Source organism: Bacillus sp. RC240, from assembly GCF_044907945.1.
GTDB classification, from domain to species: Bacteria; Bacillota; Bacilli; order Bacillales; family Bacillaceae_G; genus Bacillus_A; species Bacillus_A mycoides.
Window position 1 is genome coordinate 35,795 of sequence record NZ_JBIYCT010000005.1, and the last position, 18,492, is coordinate 54,286.

The following is an 18,492-nucleotide window of genomic DNA, read 5'->3' on the forward strand; positions in this document are numbered from 1 at the left end:
AGTTGTTTTCAGGAAGATAGGTGAACAAATATGTCCTTTATTGATGAAGAAAAATATCGTATTAAACGTGCAGGGAAAAAGAAACATAAAGGTATTGTTATTTCTAGTATAGCGGGAACAATTGTAGGGGCTTCATTATTTGCATTTGGAGCGCCTTTATTTTCAAATGATGAAGGTAAGCTTCCGCAAGTTGAAGCGAGTGAAAAAAATATGGCTGAAGCTCAAAGTGGAAATGTTCCTGTTAAACAGATTAGCTTTGTAGACGCTGTTGATCGTGCTTCAGAGGCTGTTGTTGGTGTTATTAATATTCAACGAGACGATTTTTCAGAGGCTGATTCGGAAGCTGGTACAGGATCTGGTGTGATTTATAAGAAAACAGATGGACATGCGTATATTGTAACGAATAACCACGTTGTTGCTGGGGCGAATCGTATTGAAGTGAGCTTAAGTGACGGTAAGAAAATTCCAGGTAAAGTATTAGGAACCGATGTAGTCACTGATTTAGCGGTACTAGAAATAGATGCGAAGTATGTGAAGAAAGTGATTGAAATTGGCGATTCTAATACCGTTCGTAGAGGAGAACCAGTTATTGCGATTGGAAATCCACTTGGGCTACAATTTTCCGGAACTGTCACACAAGGTATTATTTCGGCTAATGAGCGTATTGTTCCTGTAGATTTAAATCAAGATGGACATTACGATTGGCAAGTAGAAGTATTGCAAACAGATGCGGCAATTAATCCAGGTAATAGTGGTGGAGCGCTTGTAAATGTAGCGGGACAATTAATAGGTATTAACTCAATGAAAATTGCAGCAAAAGAAGTAGAAGGAATTGGACTAGCTATTCCAGTTACGAGAGCTGTTCCTATTATGAATGAACTAGAAAAGTACGGTAAAGTAAAAAGACCTTACGTTGGGATTGAACTAAGGTCTTTAAACGAGATTCCGAGTTACTATTGGTCAAAAACGTTACGATTACCAGATAACGTAAAAGAAGGAGTCTGCATTTTAGATGTGAAAAGTCCTTCGCCAGGTACGGATGCGGGTCTTAGAGAACATGATGTTATTGTGGCGGTAGATGGAAAAGCGGTGCACGATATTATTGGGTTCCGCACGGCCTTATATAATAAAAAAATTAATGATAAAATGACTCTTACGTTTTATCGTGGTACAAAACGAGCGACAACAACGGTGAAATTAGGCATTCAAAAGTATTAAAAACAGGAGGGCCTACCTCCTGTTTTCTATTGTAGAAAAGTGAGGTGAAGAATATGAATTTACCTTGTTGTTTAGAACATGTTGAATTAGCATTAGATATCATTGTGGATGAGTGTGAAGTCGCACCGGTTATTAACAATGTGGATAACTCTAAAGAAGAGAAAAAAACATGTGAATTTTGTCAAAATGAGGCGACATATGTTGTATCGAACACAGATTCTCACACAATATGTGGGTAACATTTGTGGATATGTGGATAAGTCCTGTGGATAACGTGTTTGTAAGGTGGGGAATAAATGTGAATATCTCGATTATTTCAATTGGGAAATTAAAAGAAAAGTACTTAAAACAAGGTATAGCAGAATATTTAAAACGATTATCTTCTTACGCAAAAGTAGAAGTAATTGAATTGCCAGATGAAAAGGCACCAGAAAATTTAAGTGCAGCAGAAATGTTAATTGTAAAAGAAAAAGAAGGTATTCGTATACTAGATAAAATTTCTGATGATACGCACGTCATTGCATTAGCAATAGAAGGAAAGCAAAAATCATCAGAAGAATTTGCGGTAAGTATAGATCGCCTTGCTACATATGGAAAGAGCAAGATCACATTTGTAATTGGCGGATCACTGGGGCTTAGTTCGGAAGTAATGAAGCGTTCAAACGAATCTCTTTCTTTCTCAAAGATGACATTACCACATCAATTAATGCGATTAGTATTGCTTGAGCAGGTGTATAGAGCGTTTCGGATTAATCGTGGTGAACCGTATCATAAATAAATTTTTCATTTGTATATAAAGAGTAAAAAAGACCATTGGACAAAAATCACCGATGGTCTTTTAAACATTAATAGATGGTATGTAGATTTCCTAAAATAAGTATGTTTCTATTTCTAAAAAAATATGCTGTAATATGAAGAGGGAAAAAGTATAAGTAGTCATAGAAGTGAGGAATTAAAGGTGAAGAAGTTTAAGAAGTTTTACTTGGAGATTACGAGTGTATGTAATCTCGCGTGCAGCTTTTGTCCGCCGACGGAAAGGCAGAAGCAATTCATTTCTGTAGAGGATTTTGCTAAAAGATTAGACCAAATTAAACCTCACACAGACTACATTTATTTGCACGTGAAGGGTGAGCCGTTGCTCCATCCGAAAATAGATCAACTATTAGATTTAAGCCATGAAAAAGGGTTTAAAGTTAATATTACAACGAACGGAACGTTAATTAATAAGAGAAGGCATAGACTGTTAAATAAGCCTGCGTTAAGACAAATGAATTTTTCACTGCACAGTTTTGATGGACACCCAGGTTCGCAAGATAAAGAGGGCTATGTAAGGAGTATACTTTCTTTCATTAGAGAGGCAACAAGTCAATCGGACTTAATCGTTTCACTAAGATTATGGAATTTAACTCAGGATAATAAAACAAATGCTGAAATCCAAAAAAATAGGGATTTATTATCTATAATTGAAAATGAGTTTGATCTATCTTATCAAATTGAAGAGAAGCTTACACCGGGAAAAGGTATAAAAATTGCGGAACGTGTCTTTATTAATCAAGACTATGAATTCCAGTGGCCGGCATTGCATGAAGAAGAGGATGATGGAAAAGGATTCTGTCATGGTCTTCGAAATCAGGCTGGAATCTTAGCGAACGGAACTGTTATTCCTTGTTGTCTAGATGGTGAGGGAATTATTAATCTTGGAAATATTAATAATGATTCATTCTCTAATATTATTGAAGGCGAAAGAGCGAACAATATTGTAGATGGATTTTCGAAAAGGGTTGCAGTAGAAGAACTATGTAGAAAGTGCGGATACCGCAAAAGATTTGGAAAGTAAATATAGAATAAGCCCTCATAAAGCGAGGGCTTATTTTTATTCTTGATAAGAACGTTCTAATTCATCAATTAAGGAACCTACGTAAGAAACAGCTTTACGGATTGTATCTGGTTTTGACATGTCTACTCCAGCGTGTTTCATTAATTCAAGTGGTTTCATTGTACCGCCTGCACGGAGTACATCAAGCCAGCGATCAACAGCAGGTTGTCCCTCTTCTTTAATCATTTGAGCTACAGCGGTAGAAGCAGTTAGTCCCGCAGAATATGTGTAAGAATATAAGCCCATATAATAGTGAGGTTGACGCATCCATGTTAAACCGGCGCCTTCATCAATTTCTACGGAATCTCCCCAGAATGTCGAAAGGACCTTCGTTTTTATTTCAGTTAAAGTTGTAGCTGTGAGTGCTTGCCCTTCTTCTGCTAGAGCGTATACTCTTCTTTGATATTCTCCCTCAAGTAGATGGGTAACGAAGTTGTGGTAATATGTGCCGAGTAGTTGCAGAATAACCCATCTGCGCATTCTCTTATCTTCAGTAGTCGCAAGTAAATGCTGGGCTAATAGTAATTCATTCATCGTTGATGGAGCTTCAACGAAGTACATAGATGGACGCACATTCATAATACGCTGATTTTTATTTGCTAAATAAAAATGACCAGCATGTCCAAATTCATGAGCTAATGTGAAACACCCGCGCATCGTACCCTGCCATGTAATTAAAATATAAGGGTGAGAACCGTATGGGCTAGAGCAGAAGGCACCTGTTGATTTTCCTACGTTATCTGCAAGGTCTACCCATCTTTCTTTGAAGCCCTTTTCGATAATGGAACTATATTCATTTCCTAATACTTTTAAAGAATCTTGAATGAGTTTGCCAGCTTCTTCGTAAGTGATTGTTGGATTAAATTCAGGATCTAACGGTGCATGTAAGTCACAGAAAAGCATTTGATCAAGCCCTAATACATTCTTTTTTAAATCTGCAAAACGGCGCATATGAGGCGCTAATTCGTTATAAATAATATCTAGTTGGTTGTTATACATTTCAAGTGGAACTTTTTGAGGCTCTAAAAGCATATGGGTAACGGACTCGTACTTGCGCAAACGAGAAAGCGCCACTTGTTTTTTTACCTCAGTAGCATATGTTGTTGCAACTGTATTTTTATATCGTTTCAATGTGGAAACAAATGATGAATATGCTTTTTTACGTATATATGCGCTTGGAGAAAATTCATATTTGCTTTCGAATAATGCAAACGATACAGGCAAATCATTTCCCTGTTCATCTTGTATAGAAAGGAAATCCATATCGGCTAATTTAGTCATGCCGTAAATTTTGTAGGGTGAACTATGAACTTCGCCGAGTGCAGCAAGAGCTTCTTCTGTTTCAGGAGAGAGAGTGTGCTGCCTCTTTTTGAGTATCTCTAGTAATGATTTACGGAAAGGTTCAAGTTTTATTTCCTCAGTTAAATATTTTTCAATTATTCCCTCCTCAAATGAGAGAATTTCGTTATGAATAAAGGATAGTGCGGTATGTACATTCGTTCCTAGAGCGGAAATTTTGGAAGAGTTCGCTTGAATAACTGAATCTGTACGATCAGCGGATTCTTTTAAATTTGCATATGCGCCGAGTTTTGTTAACTTCATTAAAAGTTCTTCTTCTAAAAGTAGGCAATTTAATAAGGTAGCGGGGCTAGTGTGTAATTGTCCTTTAAATGCATCAAGTTTTTTTATATCGTCTGTTAATACACGTAATGCAGTTTCCCACTCTTTATCAGATTCGTATAAATCAGAAAGGTCCCATGTCAATTCAGTAGAGACTTCCGCGCGAATAAGGCGTTCCTCAATTACATTTTTCATTTGTTATATCCCCCTTATTATAAGTATCTAAAAACATGATACTAGAAAATTCAGTGAAATGAAAATATTTCACATTTTTATACATGAAAAAGAAGGACAAGCATAAAAAATGCTTGTCCTTCTAGTTAAATTTATAAATTAATATACTTTGTCACCGTTGAAAATAGAGTTTTTCACGACTACATAATCTACAGTACGAATTGCGTCTAATTTTGTTCCACCAGCGTAAGAGATAGAAGATTGAAGATCTTGTTCCATTTCGATTAAAGTGTCTTCTAAAGAACCTTTATGCTCAACGAACATTTTCTTACCTTCAACGTTTTTCTTCTCACCTTTTTGGAATTCAGAAGCTGAACCGAAGTACTCTTTATAAAGTTTGCCATCTTTTTCGATTGTTTCCCCTGGAGACTCTTCATGACCTGCGAATAGAGAACCGACCATAACCATAGTTGCTCCAAATCGAATTGATTTAGCTACGTCGCCATGTGTACGAATACCACCGTCAGCGATAATTGGCTTACTTGCAGCTTTTGCACACCAGCGAAGTGCAGCTAGCTGCCAACCGCCAGTTCCAAAGCCTGTTTTAATTTTAGTAATACAAACTTTACCAGGTCCAATGCCAACTTTTGTTGCATCAGCACCAGCGTTTTCTAATTCTCTTACCGCTTCTGGAGTTCCAACGTTTCCAGCGATAACGAAGCTTTCTGGTAAATGTTTTTTAATATGTTGAATCATGTTGATCACAGCGTTAGAGTGACCATGTGCGATATCGATTGTAATGTATTCAGGTGAAAGTTGCTCAGCAGCTAATTGTTGTACGAATTCGTACTCGTCTTCTTTAACACCAACGCTGATTGAAGCAATTAATCCACGTGATTGCATATCTCTAATGAATGAAATTCGTTTCTCTGGTTGGAAACGATGCATGATATAGAAGTAATTATTTTCAGCTAAATAAGTTGCGATTCTTTCATCAATAATCGTTTGCATATTTGCAGGTACAACAGGTAATTTAAATTTATGTTTTCCTAAAGTGACAGTTGTATCACATTCAGATCGGCTATTTACAATGCATTTTGCAGGAATTAATTGAATATCTTCATAGTCAAATACGTTTTCCATCATTTACACCCCTAAAATACGAATATTTTATTTTTATTGATTGAAAATGTTCGTCCATAGGATAATTTACATCATTTTCAGTAAGAAGTCAAAGATTTTCTTAACGTTTTTTTAAAAAGAAGCCAATATATTTTAAAAATAACGTTAAAAACGAATTTAAATAGATTTCTTATGCATAATGTTCGTTTATAAAAAAGAAAGGAAAGTTGCGATAATTGCATAAGATTGTATGTATGCTTCTTATTTTGAGCGAGGGGGCTGGGGAAATACTATGAAAAAATTAATACTAATAATAGGAATAACTTTGTTGGTTACTGCCGGATGTAGCAATAATGATGCATTTGATAAGGCAGAGAAACAAGGAGATTTAGCATTGGAAAATAAAGAATACGATAGAGCAGTCGCATCTTTTGAATTAGCATTAGAAGAAAAGAAGGATGATCGGGAAGTAAGACTGAAGGTGAATCAAACAAATAAAATGATTGAAGCATTACAGGAAAGTAATATAGACCGAGCAATTTCGTTATTGAGGGAAATTGAAAATGATTCTGCTAGTTCAGTTATATTAGCCAAACAAGCAAAAGAAAAACGAGAAGTTTTAGCTAATCAAAAAGATGAGGAAGAAAAATATAAGCAAATGCTAGTTAAAGTAGAGGAGTTGAAAAACGAGCAGAAGTTTGCGGATGTAAAAGAGCAACTTAACGTAATTATTAGGGAAACGAAAGGGAAAGAACAGTTTAAAATATATTATCAAAATGCGAATGAACAAATTATACAGAGTGTGCCGAGGGCGGTAGATGTAGATAAAACAAAAGATGAGAACCGTAAGGAAGAAAAAGTAATAGAAGAGAAGCCGAAGAAAGAAAGTGTTATTACCGGTCAGAAGGCAGAATATATTACTAAACTAAATAGTATTGAGGAGAGTTTGAAAAAGCTCGATTACTTATATGAGAACGGAATTACAACTGAAATGAAAGAAGGGGAAGTTAAAAGATACGATGCATGGGATTAAGCTTTAAATGAGATTTATGCTGTTTTGAAAAAGCAACTTTCTACAAGTGAAATGAACACTTTGAGAGAGAAACAGCGTGAATGGATTACGTATCGAGATCGCAAGGCGGAAGAAGCTTGGAATGAATCTGGGCGGGGAACATTATCAGGGATAGCAACTATTTCATCGAATGCAAATAGTACGAGGGAAAGATGTTATCAGTTAGTTGAGCAATATATGGAATAATATTTTTAACAAGTTTTTAAAATAGAAGATCCTTTTGTTTAGTCAGGCGAATCACGAATGATTCGCCTTTTTATGTGAGCTTTCAAGTATAATGAATAAGGTCATAATAAGGTATATGATGATTCATTGATAGGAAAAGCGAAAAAAGAAAATAATACAGAATAAAAAGAGGTTAACATATGAGTAAAAAAAGTTTTGCTGATTATGCATTAAGTAAAGAAATTGTAAGAGCACTTACTGGTTTAGGATATGAACATCCAACGGAAGTGCAAGGAGAGGTTATTCCAGTTGCCTTGCAAAAGAAAGACCTTGTCGTGAAATCACAGACTGGAAGTGGAAAAACCGCTTCATTTGGCATACCACTTTGTGAAATGGTGGAGTGGGAAGAGAATAAGCCACAAGCTCTAGTTTTAACACCGACGAGAGAGCTTGCGGTGCAAGTAAAAGAAGACATTACGAATATAGGTCGTTTCAAAAGAATTAAGGCCGCTGCAGTTTATGGTAAATCTCCATTTGCACGTCAAAAATTAGAGTTAAAGCAAAAAACACATATTGTAGTTGGGACTCCTGGCCGTGTGTTAGATCATATTGAAAAAGGTACCCTTTCTTTAGAGTGTTTGAAGTATTTAGTTATTGATGAAGCGGATGAAATGCTGAATATGGGTTTTATCGATCAAGTAGAGGCAATTATTGACGAATTACCTAAAAAACGAATGACAATGCTATTTTCAGCAACACTTCCAAAAGATGTTGAAAAGTTATCTCGTACGTATATGGATTCGCCAACGCATATTGAAATTAAGGCTACCGGGATTACAACAGATAAGATTGAACATACACTTTTTGAGATGAGAGAAGAGGAGAAGCTTTCACTTCTTAAAGATGTAACAACGATTGAGAATCCAGATAGTTGTATTATTTTTTGCCGTACGCAAGAAAATGTAGATCACGTATTTCAACAGTTAAAGCGGGTTAACTATCCTTGTGACAAAATACATGGTGGTATGGTACAAGAAGATCGTTTTGAAGTTATGGACGATTTTAGAAAAGGGAAGTTCCGTTATTTAGTAGCGACAGACGTAGCTGCTAGAGGAATTGATATTGATAATATTACACATGTTATTAACTATGATATTCCATTAGAAAAAGAAAGTTATGTACATCGTACGGGAAGAACGGGACGAGCTGGTAATAACGGGAAAGCTATTACATTCATGACGCCGTATGAAAATAGATTTTTAGAAGAGATTGAGGAGTACATTGGCTTTGAAATTCCAAAGGCACTTGCACCTTCAAAAGAAGAAGTTATGAAAGGTAAAGCAGTATTTGAGGAAAAGATACATGCTAAACCAATTATAAAGAAAGATAAAAATGCAGGCCTAAACAAAGGAATTATGAAATTGTACTTTAATGGCGGGAAGAAAAAGAAAATTAGGGCGGTAGATTTCGTCGGTACAATTGCTAAAATTAAAGGTGTTACAGCAGAAGATATAGGCATTATTACAATACAAGACAATGTTTCTTACGTTGAAATATTAAATGGAAAAGGACCACTTGTTTTAAAAATTATGAAAAACACAACGATTAAAGGGAAACAATTAAAGGTTCATGAAGCAATTAAGTAAACAAAAAAAACTATCCACCTCTAACAGATGGATAGTTTTTTTGTTTAAGTTTCTTTGAGGTCATCAACTAATTTCTCTGCTAAACGTCTATACATATTACTCATAGTCACGAAGGATGTTAGTAATAAAAACTTTTCTAGCTTTGGATCTTCTAAGGAAGAAACCTCGTTTACTTCCTTAACACGGTTATTCACGTCTTGCTTAAAGCTTTCCACATTGGTGTCAGTAAGAGAAAGGTAATCTTTATATAGAGTGTTTAATTCGAATGTATCATCGTTTATTAACGGTGCATTTATATTTTCTAAGGAGCTTTTTATATCATTAATGGAAAGAGCTCCTTTTAATTGATAAATTAAGCTGATTAAAATCATATGTTCTTTTGAATACTTTTTATTTTTGATAGGGATGAATAATTTCCCTTTTGCGTAATTGTTAATCATTGTTTTTGTTAATACTTTTTCATCATTAGTTCTCGTTGTATCCACATAAGTATTCTCAAATAGTTGGACAACTTGGTCTACATATAAGTCGACATTTGGGATATCCTCAAGTTTAATACTTTTTTCTAAATGTAATGATTCAAGTAATTTATTTATATTTTCCACGTAGAACCCCTCACTTTTATAACTTAGTGGAACTTAATGTTTAGTATATCTTTAAATATGGTATTACGAAACAAATGAATTGTAAATGTTGACCCGCACGGAAAATATGTATATAATTACATGTAGTTATTAAAACTACATGTAATTATATGAGGGGTGTTTATATGAATGTTTATGTAAGAGAACCAGTTAATGCATTTACTCACTTAGGAGGAGCTGTATTATCATTTATTGCATTATTAGCTATGCTTGTGAAAGTTTCTGTTAAGATGCCATCTGTTGCTGCAATTACAGCTGTTATTTTATTCGGTATCGGGATGATGGTCCTTTATATGGCATCAGCTGTGTATCATAGTGTCGTAGCTAGTGAACGTGTTATTTATTTCTTTAGGAAGCTAGATCATTCTATGATTTTCATATTAATTGCAGGTACATATGCACCCTTTTGCTTAATTACATTAAATTCGGCAAATGGTTTACTATTATTCTGTTTAGTTTATGCAACGGCAATTTGTGGTATTGTTTTTAAAATGTTTTGGTTTAATTGTCCAAGATGGTTATCGACAGCAATTTATCTTCTGATGGGTTGGCTAATTGTTCTATTCTTTGCACCGCTAGCTGAGAATCTAAGTACAGGAGGTATTATTTTCTTAGTACTTGGAGGCATTTTTTATACAATTGGTGGGTTTATTTACGGTGCGAAGCCAAAATGGTTGGAGTTTAAATATATGGGACACCATGAAATTTTTCATGTTTTTGTATTGTTAGGTAGTCTTGCACATTTTCTAAGTGTATATTGTTACGTAATTTAATCAAAAAACGCCACGCGATGTCTGTTATGTGGCGTTTTTTTTATTACCTGATTTGAATCGTGTATTGTACAAAAAATCATGGGATAAAATGTAAGTTTCTGTGTTCGCATAATAAACATATGATAAGAAATATGTGATATACTTTGAGAAGTTTATAATGAATGAAATATGGAGGACTATAATTATGGCAATACTTGTAACAGGTGGAGCAGGATATATTGGTAGTCATACATGCGTAGAATTACTAAAAAACGGTTACGAAATTATAGTAGTAGATAATCTTTCGAATAGCTCAGTAGAGTCTATAAATCGAGTGACAGAGATAACAGGAAAACAGTTTAAATTTTATAAAGAAGATATTTTAAATCGAGAAGCACTTGATACGATTTTTGAAGAAAATACAATTGAAGCTGTTATTCACTTTGCAGGCTTTAAGGCTGTAGGGGAATCAGTAGAAATTCCGTTAACGTATTATCATAACAACATTACAAGCACATTAGTGCTATGTGAAGTGATGCAGAAGCATGATGTGAAGAAGATGATCTTCAGTTCGTCTGCAACAGTGTATGGTATTCCAGAAACATCACCAATTACGGAGGAGTTTCCATTAAGTGCAACAAATCCATATGGTCAAACGAAATTAATGATTGAACAAATTATGCGTGACGTAGCATTTGCGGATGCAGAATGGAGTATCACATTACTTCGTTATTTCAACCCATTTGGTGCACATGAAAGTGGACGTATTGGAGAAGATCCAAACGGAATTCCAAATAACTTAATGCCATATGTAACACAAGTAGCAGTAGGGAAGTTAAAGGAATTAAGTGTATTTGGAAATGACTATCCAACAAAAGATGGCACGGGTGTCCGTGATTATATTCATGTTGTAGACTTAGCAAATGGCCATGTAAAGGCGCTTGAAAAGGTACTTGGCACTACTGGGATAGATGCATACAATCTCGGTACAGGTACTGGTTATAGTGTATTAGAAATGGTTGAAGCATTTGAAAAAGTTTCAGGCAAGGAAGTTCCTTATAAAATTACGGAACGTCGTCCTGGTGATGTGGCAGTATGTTTTGCAGATGCATCGAAAGCGAAGCGTGAATTAGGATGGGAAGCAAAACGCGGATTAGAAGAGATGTGTGCAGACTCTTGGAGATGGCAATCAAATAACAAAAATGGCTATCTAGAAGTTTAATAAACAGATAAAAAAATGACCTTTTGCGGGAGCAAAAGGTCATTTTTATTTATTTATTTCCATTAAGTTTATTAGCAAATTTAGTAAAGAAAGTTCGCCTTTTTATAGGAGTATTTGACTGACAAAACGTATAGTAATCAATATCTTTAATGTAAGTAAAGAGTCTAGAAATAGCATATAAGAATGTAATAGAAGATCCGAGTGCAAAACTAATACCGTAACCATTAAATCCAAATGGAAGTAGAAGAAGACTTAATAACAGGTTTGCAAAAAAGAACAGGGCTGATGTTCGAAATGCTCCTTTACGATCTTCAAAATATAAGAGTAGTAATGTGATAACAAGGATCATCCCGTTTGCATAAGCACCAATTATAGTCAGCTGCAAAATAGAGTATTCAAGTGTTACGTTCCCAGATTGCGAACTAAACATCCATATTATAAAAATAATAAGTAAAGAAAAAATACCTTGATTACGAAGTATTCGTTCCATTTCTTGCTTTAGGACAAAGTTCATTGATTCTTTTAATTGTAAAATTGTATTTAATGTCGCCCCATTGTTAACTGAACCGAAGAACTTCTTATACCGTTCATAAAACCTTGTTTCAATGGATACTACGAAGAAAATATAGGTTGGGATAATGCTTAAATAAGCCCAGAAAACAGATGTATCATAAATTTGATGATAAATAAACGTGTTTTCAATATTTCCTCGCCCTTCTCCGAACCAAATAACAAAGTTACATACCCAAATGCCAATATTGTAAAGTAAGCTTGACCAAAATAGTTCTGGATATTTATCTAAATAAGAAAGAAAGGTAAATTGTTCAGTAGCATCACTATTTGGAAACATTCGTACAATAACTATACTTAACCACACTAATGTAATGAAAGTCCCGATTGTAAAAGAAATTAAAAGTAATAGGGCCAATCCGTGTTCTATTCCAAGTGTTGGATGCCAGTAAGCAATAAGCGCAATTCCAGATAAGGAGAAAATGGAACCAATTAAAAATGCAAGAGCGATGGACTGATAATCTTTAGCTGCTGTTAAATAAATGGATTGAATCCAAATGATGTTTAAAGCTAAAAATAAAAATAGCATCACGATTTTATAATACAAGGCTAATGGTGTAAAAATTGCAAACAAAATCCATAAGATAATAGCTAAAAAAAGTGTGATTTTCGTCATTCCTAAAAAGGAAGAAAATACTTTATCAGCTTTTTGCTCGTATAAAAGGTCGGCCACATATCTAGTTACGATGAGCTGTAAGGCACCATATATGATTTGAGAAAAAATGAAGCAGTATGAAATTGAAATTGTGAAAAGGCGCTGTTCCTCAATTGAAATAGAATGGAACAAACTTAAAATGTATCGAATAGCTGTTACTGCTAAAATAACGACTAACCAAGGACCAGCTGTAACAAATAATGAAAATCCGTACGCTTTTATTCTGGAAGAATAGTAGTCTTCTTGGAATAATTTTTGTAAACGAAATCCTATCCCTGCCATGTTTTTTTACCTCTTTCTAAGTAAAGCTTACGATAACTATCAACGACACCTGATAATTGATAGTGCGCTTCAATACGATTGCGCCCGTTATCCCCAAATTGTTGAATGGATTCAGGGTGACGATAATACCACTCTAAATGAATGGCAACTTGTTCAGGAGATACAGGTGGTACAACAAATCCACATTGTCCGTAAGGATCTTCATCTTGTCCGTAAATTAATTCCTTACAAGAGCCGACATCTGTAACAACCCATGGTAATCCTGCTGCCATTCCTTCTAACATAGCTAATGGTTGTCCTTCAGATATACTTGTTAATACGAGAATATCTGTTTGTTTTAAGTAATCTTTAATATTTACTTTGCCGGTCATTATTACATGCTCTTCTAATCCTAATTGTTGAATTAAATCACGACATTCCTGAGCATATTCTGCTTCTTCTGTATCAGGACCTAGTAAGTAAAATATAAATGGAATATCTTTTTCTAATAATAATTTAGCTGCATAAATCATTGTTTTTACATCTTTAATTGGCACAACTCGTATAATAGCGGAAATGATGAGTTTATCCGAATTGTATTTTGGCTTACGTAACCCTTTATAGTCAGATAAAGTAACGCCATTTGGAACGATTTTTAGTTTATGGGCCGGAGCACCTAATTCTTTTTGATATGCACTATTTCGGCCGAACAACGTAATTACATCAGCGGCTTGTTCATATGCTTGATGAGACAAGTGATGAAAGAAAGAAACCCATCTTTTTTTATATTCAATTGGTATCCAAGTAGATTGTAGTATTTCTTCTTCACGCTCCCGAGAATAAATACCGTGTTCAGTTAGAATAAATGGTATATCGGACTTGGCACTAATTGCAGCACCAAGCAATCCACCATACCCTGTCGATACAGAATGAATAAGATCTAATTCAGGAAAATCAATTTGTAAAATTTGAATGATTGGTGTGAACATAGATCTCCACATCCAAAAGTAATTTAAGAAGGATCCACTACTTTCTTCATATAAATAGCTTTCTTTAACAATTGCATAAAACTCACGGCTTTCGAAGAAGGAATGGAGTGTTCCTAGTTTTTGTTTATTCCCTAATATTTGTAATGCTGTTGTATCGTTGGCTTGAAATGTAAACCATTTTTGAAGTGTCTGTACTTCTTGTTTAGTTAAATTAGTTTTTATATGTTTTGCTTCATTTTCTGATTGCAAAGGAATCAGAATGATGTCTTTTACATTGCTTGGAATTTCATATTGATATTCATCTTCTGTTTTTACTTGAGGGACTATCGCGAAAATCGTAAATTCATGTTCTTTAAACTGCTGGATAATCATTTGAACCCAGCTTGCTACCCCTCCACTTACAAAGGGATAACTGCCTTCAACGACCAAACCTATTCTCATCTGTTATGCTCCTTTAATTGGAATCGTAGCGCTGGCTTTCGTTAACGTAACGCTATAAATTTGGGAATCAAGCTTTTTAACTGTACCGTAAGAGAATGAGCCAGGTTGTATCTTCTTACCTTCTTCTACACGTATAATTGTTGAAGTATGGTTTGGTAACCCTTTATATGCAATGTGAACAGCATCATCTTCATAAGAAACATCTAGGTCACCAGTTTGATAAATTTTCATAGAAGCAGTTGCTTCACTTTGGGTCATACTTTTTATATAAGGATATCTTTCTCGTATTTCTTTAATTGTCTTTTTATAAGCTTTAAATAATTCTTCCCATGTTAAATTACCTGAGCGTTTTTCATCAAGGATATCATCTGGATGGACGAAATGTGAGATAACCCCTAAATTTGCGGTAACATCAGTTAAGATAAATTGCTCTTCATCTGTGATAGCATAGCCGCTCGTAATGCGCGGGAAGTGATAAATGTTTTTATTATGTTCATCTGGTCCAAATTCTTGAATTAAACTACCGTTATTTTTACTTCCCACATATAGAGAAGCAACTGTTTCCATAGTTGGAACTGCGTCGTTTAATGCACTTAATCCAGCTGTATTTATAATATTGGATGGTGGTACATAGGTTTTTAATTTTTCGTTTGGAAAGAAGTTATACACGAGTTTTTGCAGAGCATCTAAGGAGCTCTCCATATCCTCTTGTGAATTCCATGGAACATATTCAAGTGCTTTATCTACTGGATCTGGTGGTAATAATAAAGGTTGATGGTTATAGCCATGAATGCCTATTTCCCCGCCGTGACTTAGTAATTCTCTCCCAAATAATAAATAGGTATTTCTATTTTTACCTGTGAAATCTTCAAAGGGTGGCGTTACTTTATTTTGGTACGTCCCAATGGCAACACCCGTATATTTAATATCAAGATCTTCAGAGATATCCTTCATATTTTTCCACCAATGTTTTTTATAAAATTCTTCAACAGAAATTTTTTCTTTCGTTAAGTTTTTTAGTTCTCCACTTGGAATCGGAGATGGGAAGTCATCGATATACATAATCTCCGCTCCAAGTTGTGCTGAAGCGAAAGTCGGGAAAATAGTACCCAGTGATTGAACGAACATACCTCTACCTAATTTATCGTTCAATGCTGTTGTATTCCAATATAAGACTTTTCCTTCACCGTAGTCATTGGTCCAAAGGATGGGAGTATCTTCCGCTGTAATCCAAGTATTAGTTGTATTCTCATCTAGCGTAATATTCATTGAGCTATGAGTAAACAATGGAGAAGAACTTGAGAGATCTGGATAACCAGGGAATAAAACTTCTTCAAAGGTTAATCCTTTCGCATCTTTGAAACCTTCTTTTTGGGTAATACCAAATAATGTGTTCCAGGAAGGATCTGAATCAAGTCGGTTTGCGATAATAATTCTTCCGCCCATTTGTACAAAATTTTGAATATCAGCTTGTGGAAGTTGCTCCATTATTTCACCTGTAATAATAATCCCTGTATAGGGAGAGGGTGTAAGTCCCTTAATTTCATTAGCTGTAATATCTTTATAGTGTAGGTGTGCGTAATCCATTGCCTTCTTCGTATTAAATTCGACTTGTTGCCCTAATGTATTATCCGTTTTTAAAACGTATAATTGCATTTTTTGTCCATTTTGAGTTACATCTTTTGCTTTGAGTGTTTTAACAGTATCTGTTTCTTTAGTTTTAGGAACAGAAAACTTTTGATAAAAATTTTCTGTTCGATATATAAGGATGGATAAAATTAAGAGAAATAAAATGATACTAATAATCCCGATATATATATTAATCCCCTTTTTCAATGTGTGCGCCTCCAAACTGCCTTACAAATAATTGATATTTACGCGGTAGTATATGAACTCTTTTTGCATCCGTTAGATTATTGATTAAGTTATAGAGCTCGTCCCATAACTGTTGCTCATAATATATTTCAAGTAAACCAACGTAACCGTAATATGATTCAGGATAGAAATGAATAAGCTTTAAAAATTGTTCTTCAGACTTTGCATATTGTTTTGTGTGTAGAAACAGATTTCCAAGATGGAAAGGGTAAAGAGGTTCGTTAGGGAATAGTTCTACACCTTGTGTAATAAAATTCATAAATTTAGCGATTATTTTTTCTTTTTGCTGATTAGAAAGAAGACCACTGTTTATATATCTTAAATAGTTAGAAACCAATTCTTTTGCAATTTCATTTTGTGGATTTTGTAGAAATTGCTTATTTAAGTATTCGATTTGTTTTTCGTACCGTTCATTTAGTAAATTAATAGTAGTTGCTGCGTAATGCACAGTTTCAGGATCTTTATGGTGAATGGCTTCTTTCAATAAGCCTCCTTCATTAGCAATAGAGGAGGAGCTTAACTGTACAATGAGTTGTTTATGTAATTCAGGCTTATCTAGTTCTAATCCAGAAGAAAATGAAATTAAGTCCATATCTTGTTTTGCTGATTCCAAAATATCTTCGTAATTATCAACGTGAAAGGCAACATAATCAGAGTATTGCTGTAACCACTCGGTTTTGGAGCGTCTTATATTAAGTAATAACATGATTGCTGATACAATAAGTCCGATAAGTGGGAAAAGAAGAGATAGAATCAAGCAAAATTCAATAATTCCTTTTTTATCTTTAGTAATCAAACTTTTCGTAAATCGAAATAAAAGAAAAACCAAAATAACATAAATAAAATAAAGAAGGAGTAAAATCATTAGACTATCACTCCTTTAGAAGAAAGAGCGTTTTGTATACGAGTTTGAACTTGTATATAAAACTGTTCTTCAGTGCCAGGTAATAAAATCATGATTTTCTGCTCGGTTGTACTATAACCGAATATATCGATATCTCGCAAGTGGTCTTTTAAAATAGAATTTATCATTCCTAAAGAATCTTGTGGAGCATTGAACTCAAAATAGGAATATGGATAAGATAATGTTTCGTAACGTTTCTTTTCTATTTTTAGTAAATGTTCAAATTCATCTTCATAATAAATGCTTGTTTTAGGGAATGTGCGATCCTCTTGACTGGATAGCCAAAGATTAGAAGCGTTTTGTAAACGATCACCCATCCAGCGTAAATACCATGTGAAAAGTTCGAATTGCTCAGAAGTTACTTTTGAAAACTCGATTTCGTCTAATATAATGACGTATTGTACATCATCTTGGAATAGGACGGGACCAACTAAAAGTGGAGCGTCTTGAAAATCCTCATCTGTACGGAAAAAAGGTCGATTATGCGCTAGCGCATTTTTGATGACTAAGGAAGCGTTTTTAACGAAAATAGATTGGGATAATGTATTTTTACCAGTTTCAGCTCTTAATTTAATACGAAGCGATTGTTTATTGTTATCAACGTGATAGATACCAATTTTTTTTGCTCCAAAATACATTTTTAATACATTCATTCCTTCATCGAGTACAATTTCAGGATGTGTATGATTTAAAGCTTTAAACATATGATACATTTTAGATAAGTGGTTATTTGATTCAAGTACACGAGAACGTAGTGTAATACGTGTTTCATCCAATTGTTTCACGACATATTTTAATTCTTTATTTTCAGCTTTCAACTCATTATTTATCATATGTACATCTTCATAACGTTCTTTTTGTGCAGTGCTCATCAGTCCACAGCATAAACTAATAACAAGTAAGAAAATCCAACTTATCCAGTAATCTAATGAATAAAAGTACAACAATACATCATTTTCTTTATATATACCGCTTACAAAAATATAAATCATTGCTTCCAAAAAGGCGAAAATGGCAATAGATATGCCATATCGGCTAGAGATAATTAATGTAATAAATAAGAGTAAGAAGTATTCATACGTTGGTGTAAGAAAATCAGTTAGTATTGATAGAAAAAATAGTGCAATAAAGAGAATCGTAGGTTCAATCATCTTTTGGAATATATTAGATTGTCTATAGTGCATAAAAAAATCCCTTCTTTCGTTTGCAAATTTAATTTTGAGGAATAGTACACTGAAATAAAATACATAATTTAAAAGAATTATTTTAAGATATATAATATATAA

The 18,492-nt window shown here is 34.2% G+C and carries 17 protein-coding genes; 9 read left to right on the plus strand and 8 right to left on the minus strand.

Features of this window, described 5'->3' with window-relative positions:
* The first annotated feature begins 30 nt into the window (after positions 1-30).
* The 4 genes from ABH955_RS17580 to ABH955_RS17595 all read left to right on the plus strand — a co-directional run bounded on the left by ABH955_RS17580 (position 31) and on the right by ABH955_RS17595 (position 3,055).
* Positions 31-1,218 (plus strand): S1C family serine protease, encoded by a 1,188-nt coding sequence (locus ABH955_RS17580; RefSeq protein ID WP_002191364.1) that lies wholly within the window; start codon positions 31-33, stop codon positions 1,216-1,218.
* A 53-nt stretch (positions 1,219-1,271) separates the two neighbouring features.
* Positions 1,272-1,457, plus strand: coding sequence for a CxxH/CxxC protein (locus tag ABH955_RS17585; protein ID WP_002035001.1), 186 nt, complete (start codon positions 1,272-1,274; stop codon positions 1,455-1,457).
* Positions 1,458-1,516: 59 nt separating this feature from the next.
* Entirely contained in the window at positions 1,517-1,996 is a 480-nt protein-coding gene (rlmH, locus tag ABH955_RS17590; protein ID WP_002130178.1) for a 23S rRNA (pseudouridine(1915)-N(3))-methyltransferase RlmH, read from the plus strand.
* Between the two features lie 180 nt (positions 1,997-2,176).
* On the plus strand, positions 2,177-3,055 hold the full coding sequence (locus ABH955_RS17595; RefSeq protein ID WP_002016446.1) for a radical SAM/SPASM domain-containing protein: 879 nt from the start codon (positions 2,177-2,179) through the stop codon (positions 3,053-3,055).
* Positions 3,056-3,091: 36 nt separating this feature from the next.
* Here the strand turns inward: ABH955_RS17595 and pepF are convergent, their stop codons facing one another.
* Both pepF and guaC read right to left on the minus strand, forming a co-directional pair.
* Positions 3,092-4,909, minus strand: coding sequence for an oligoendopeptidase F (pepF, locus tag ABH955_RS17600; RefSeq protein WP_404491400.1), 1,818 nt, complete (start codon positions 4,907-4,909; stop codon positions 3,092-3,094).
* Between the two features lie 138 nt (positions 4,910-5,047).
* Positions 5,048-6,031, minus strand: a complete 984-nt coding sequence (gene guaC / locus ABH955_RS17605) for a GMP reductase (protein ID WP_002068771.1) — start codon at positions 6,029-6,031, stop codon at positions 5,048-5,050.
* A 271-nt stretch (positions 6,032-6,302) separates the two neighbouring features.
* Here guaC and ABH955_RS17610 point away from each other — a divergent pair, with 271 nt between their 5' ends.
* The 3 genes from ABH955_RS17610 (at position 6,303) to ABH955_RS17620 (ending at position 8,893) form a co-directional block, all read left to right on the plus strand.
* Positions 6,303-7,043, plus strand: coding sequence for a hypothetical protein (locus ABH955_RS17610; protein ID WP_404458009.1), 741 nt, complete (start codon positions 6,303-6,305; stop codon positions 7,041-7,043).
* Positions 7,044-7,055: 12 nt separating this feature from the next.
* Positions 7,056-7,268, plus strand: coding sequence for a lysozyme inhibitor LprI family protein (locus ABH955_RS17615; protein ID WP_404458020.1), 213 nt, complete (start codon positions 7,056-7,058; stop codon positions 7,266-7,268).
* A 179-nt stretch (positions 7,269-7,447) separates the two neighbouring features.
* Positions 7,448-8,893, plus strand: a complete 1,446-nt coding sequence (locus tag ABH955_RS17620) for a DEAD/DEAH box helicase (RefSeq protein ID WP_219300729.1) — start codon at positions 7,448-7,450, stop codon at positions 8,891-8,893.
* A gap of 44 nt (positions 8,894-8,937) precedes the next feature.
* Here the strand turns inward: ABH955_RS17620 and ABH955_RS17625 are convergent, their stop codons facing one another.
* Entirely contained in the window at positions 8,938-9,498 is a 561-nt protein-coding gene (locus ABH955_RS17625) for a DUF1836 domain-containing protein (protein ID WP_372488433.1), read from the minus strand.
* 164 nt (positions 9,499-9,662) lie between these two features.
* Here ABH955_RS17625 and trhA point away from each other — a divergent pair, with 164 nt between their 5' ends.
* Entirely contained in the window at positions 9,663-10,310 is a 648-nt protein-coding gene (gene trhA, locus ABH955_RS17630; protein ID WP_105586729.1) for a PAQR family membrane homeostasis protein TrhA, read from the plus strand.
* Between the two features lie 184 nt (positions 10,311-10,494).
* On the plus strand, positions 10,495-11,511 hold the full coding sequence (galE, locus tag ABH955_RS17635; protein ID WP_002016440.1) for a UDP-glucose 4-epimerase GalE: 1,017 nt from the start codon (positions 10,495-10,497) through the stop codon (positions 11,509-11,511).
* Positions 11,512-11,560: 49 nt separating this feature from the next.
* Here the strand turns inward: galE and pelG are convergent, their stop codons facing one another.
* The 5 genes from pelG to ABH955_RS17660 are packed head-to-tail and all read right to left on the minus strand — an operon-like array spanning position 11,561 to position 18,390.
* Positions 11,561-13,018 (minus strand): exopolysaccharide Pel transporter PelG, encoded by a 1,458-nt coding sequence (gene pelG, locus ABH955_RS17640; protein WP_404454895.1) that lies wholly within the window; start codon positions 13,016-13,018, stop codon positions 11,561-11,563.
* Positions 13,006-14,427 (minus strand): GT4 family glycosyltransferase PelF, encoded by a 1,422-nt coding sequence (gene pelF / locus ABH955_RS17645; RefSeq protein WP_061673855.1) that lies wholly within the window; start codon positions 14,425-14,427, stop codon positions 13,006-13,008. The genes pelG and pelF overlap by 13 nt, the downstream gene beginning before the upstream one ends.
* Before the next feature lie 3 nt (positions 14,428-14,430).
* Positions 14,431-16,263, minus strand: coding sequence for a DUF2194 domain-containing protein (locus ABH955_RS17650; protein WP_404454890.1), 1,833 nt, complete (start codon positions 16,261-16,263; stop codon positions 14,431-14,433).
* Positions 16,247-17,167: a tetratricopeptide repeat protein gene (locus tag ABH955_RS17655; RefSeq protein WP_063219271.1), complete on the minus strand. Its 921-nt coding sequence runs from the start codon at positions 17,165-17,167 to the stop codon at positions 16,247-16,249. The genes ABH955_RS17650 and ABH955_RS17655 overlap by 17 nt, the downstream gene beginning before the upstream one ends.
* Positions 17,167-18,390 (minus strand): GAF domain-containing protein, encoded by a 1,224-nt coding sequence (locus tag ABH955_RS17660; RefSeq protein WP_113936122.1) that lies wholly within the window; start codon positions 18,388-18,390, stop codon positions 17,167-17,169. Before ABH955_RS17660 ends, ABH955_RS17655 begins: the two co-directional genes overlap by 1 nt.
* Between the last annotated feature and the right edge of the window lie 102 nt (positions 18,391-18,492).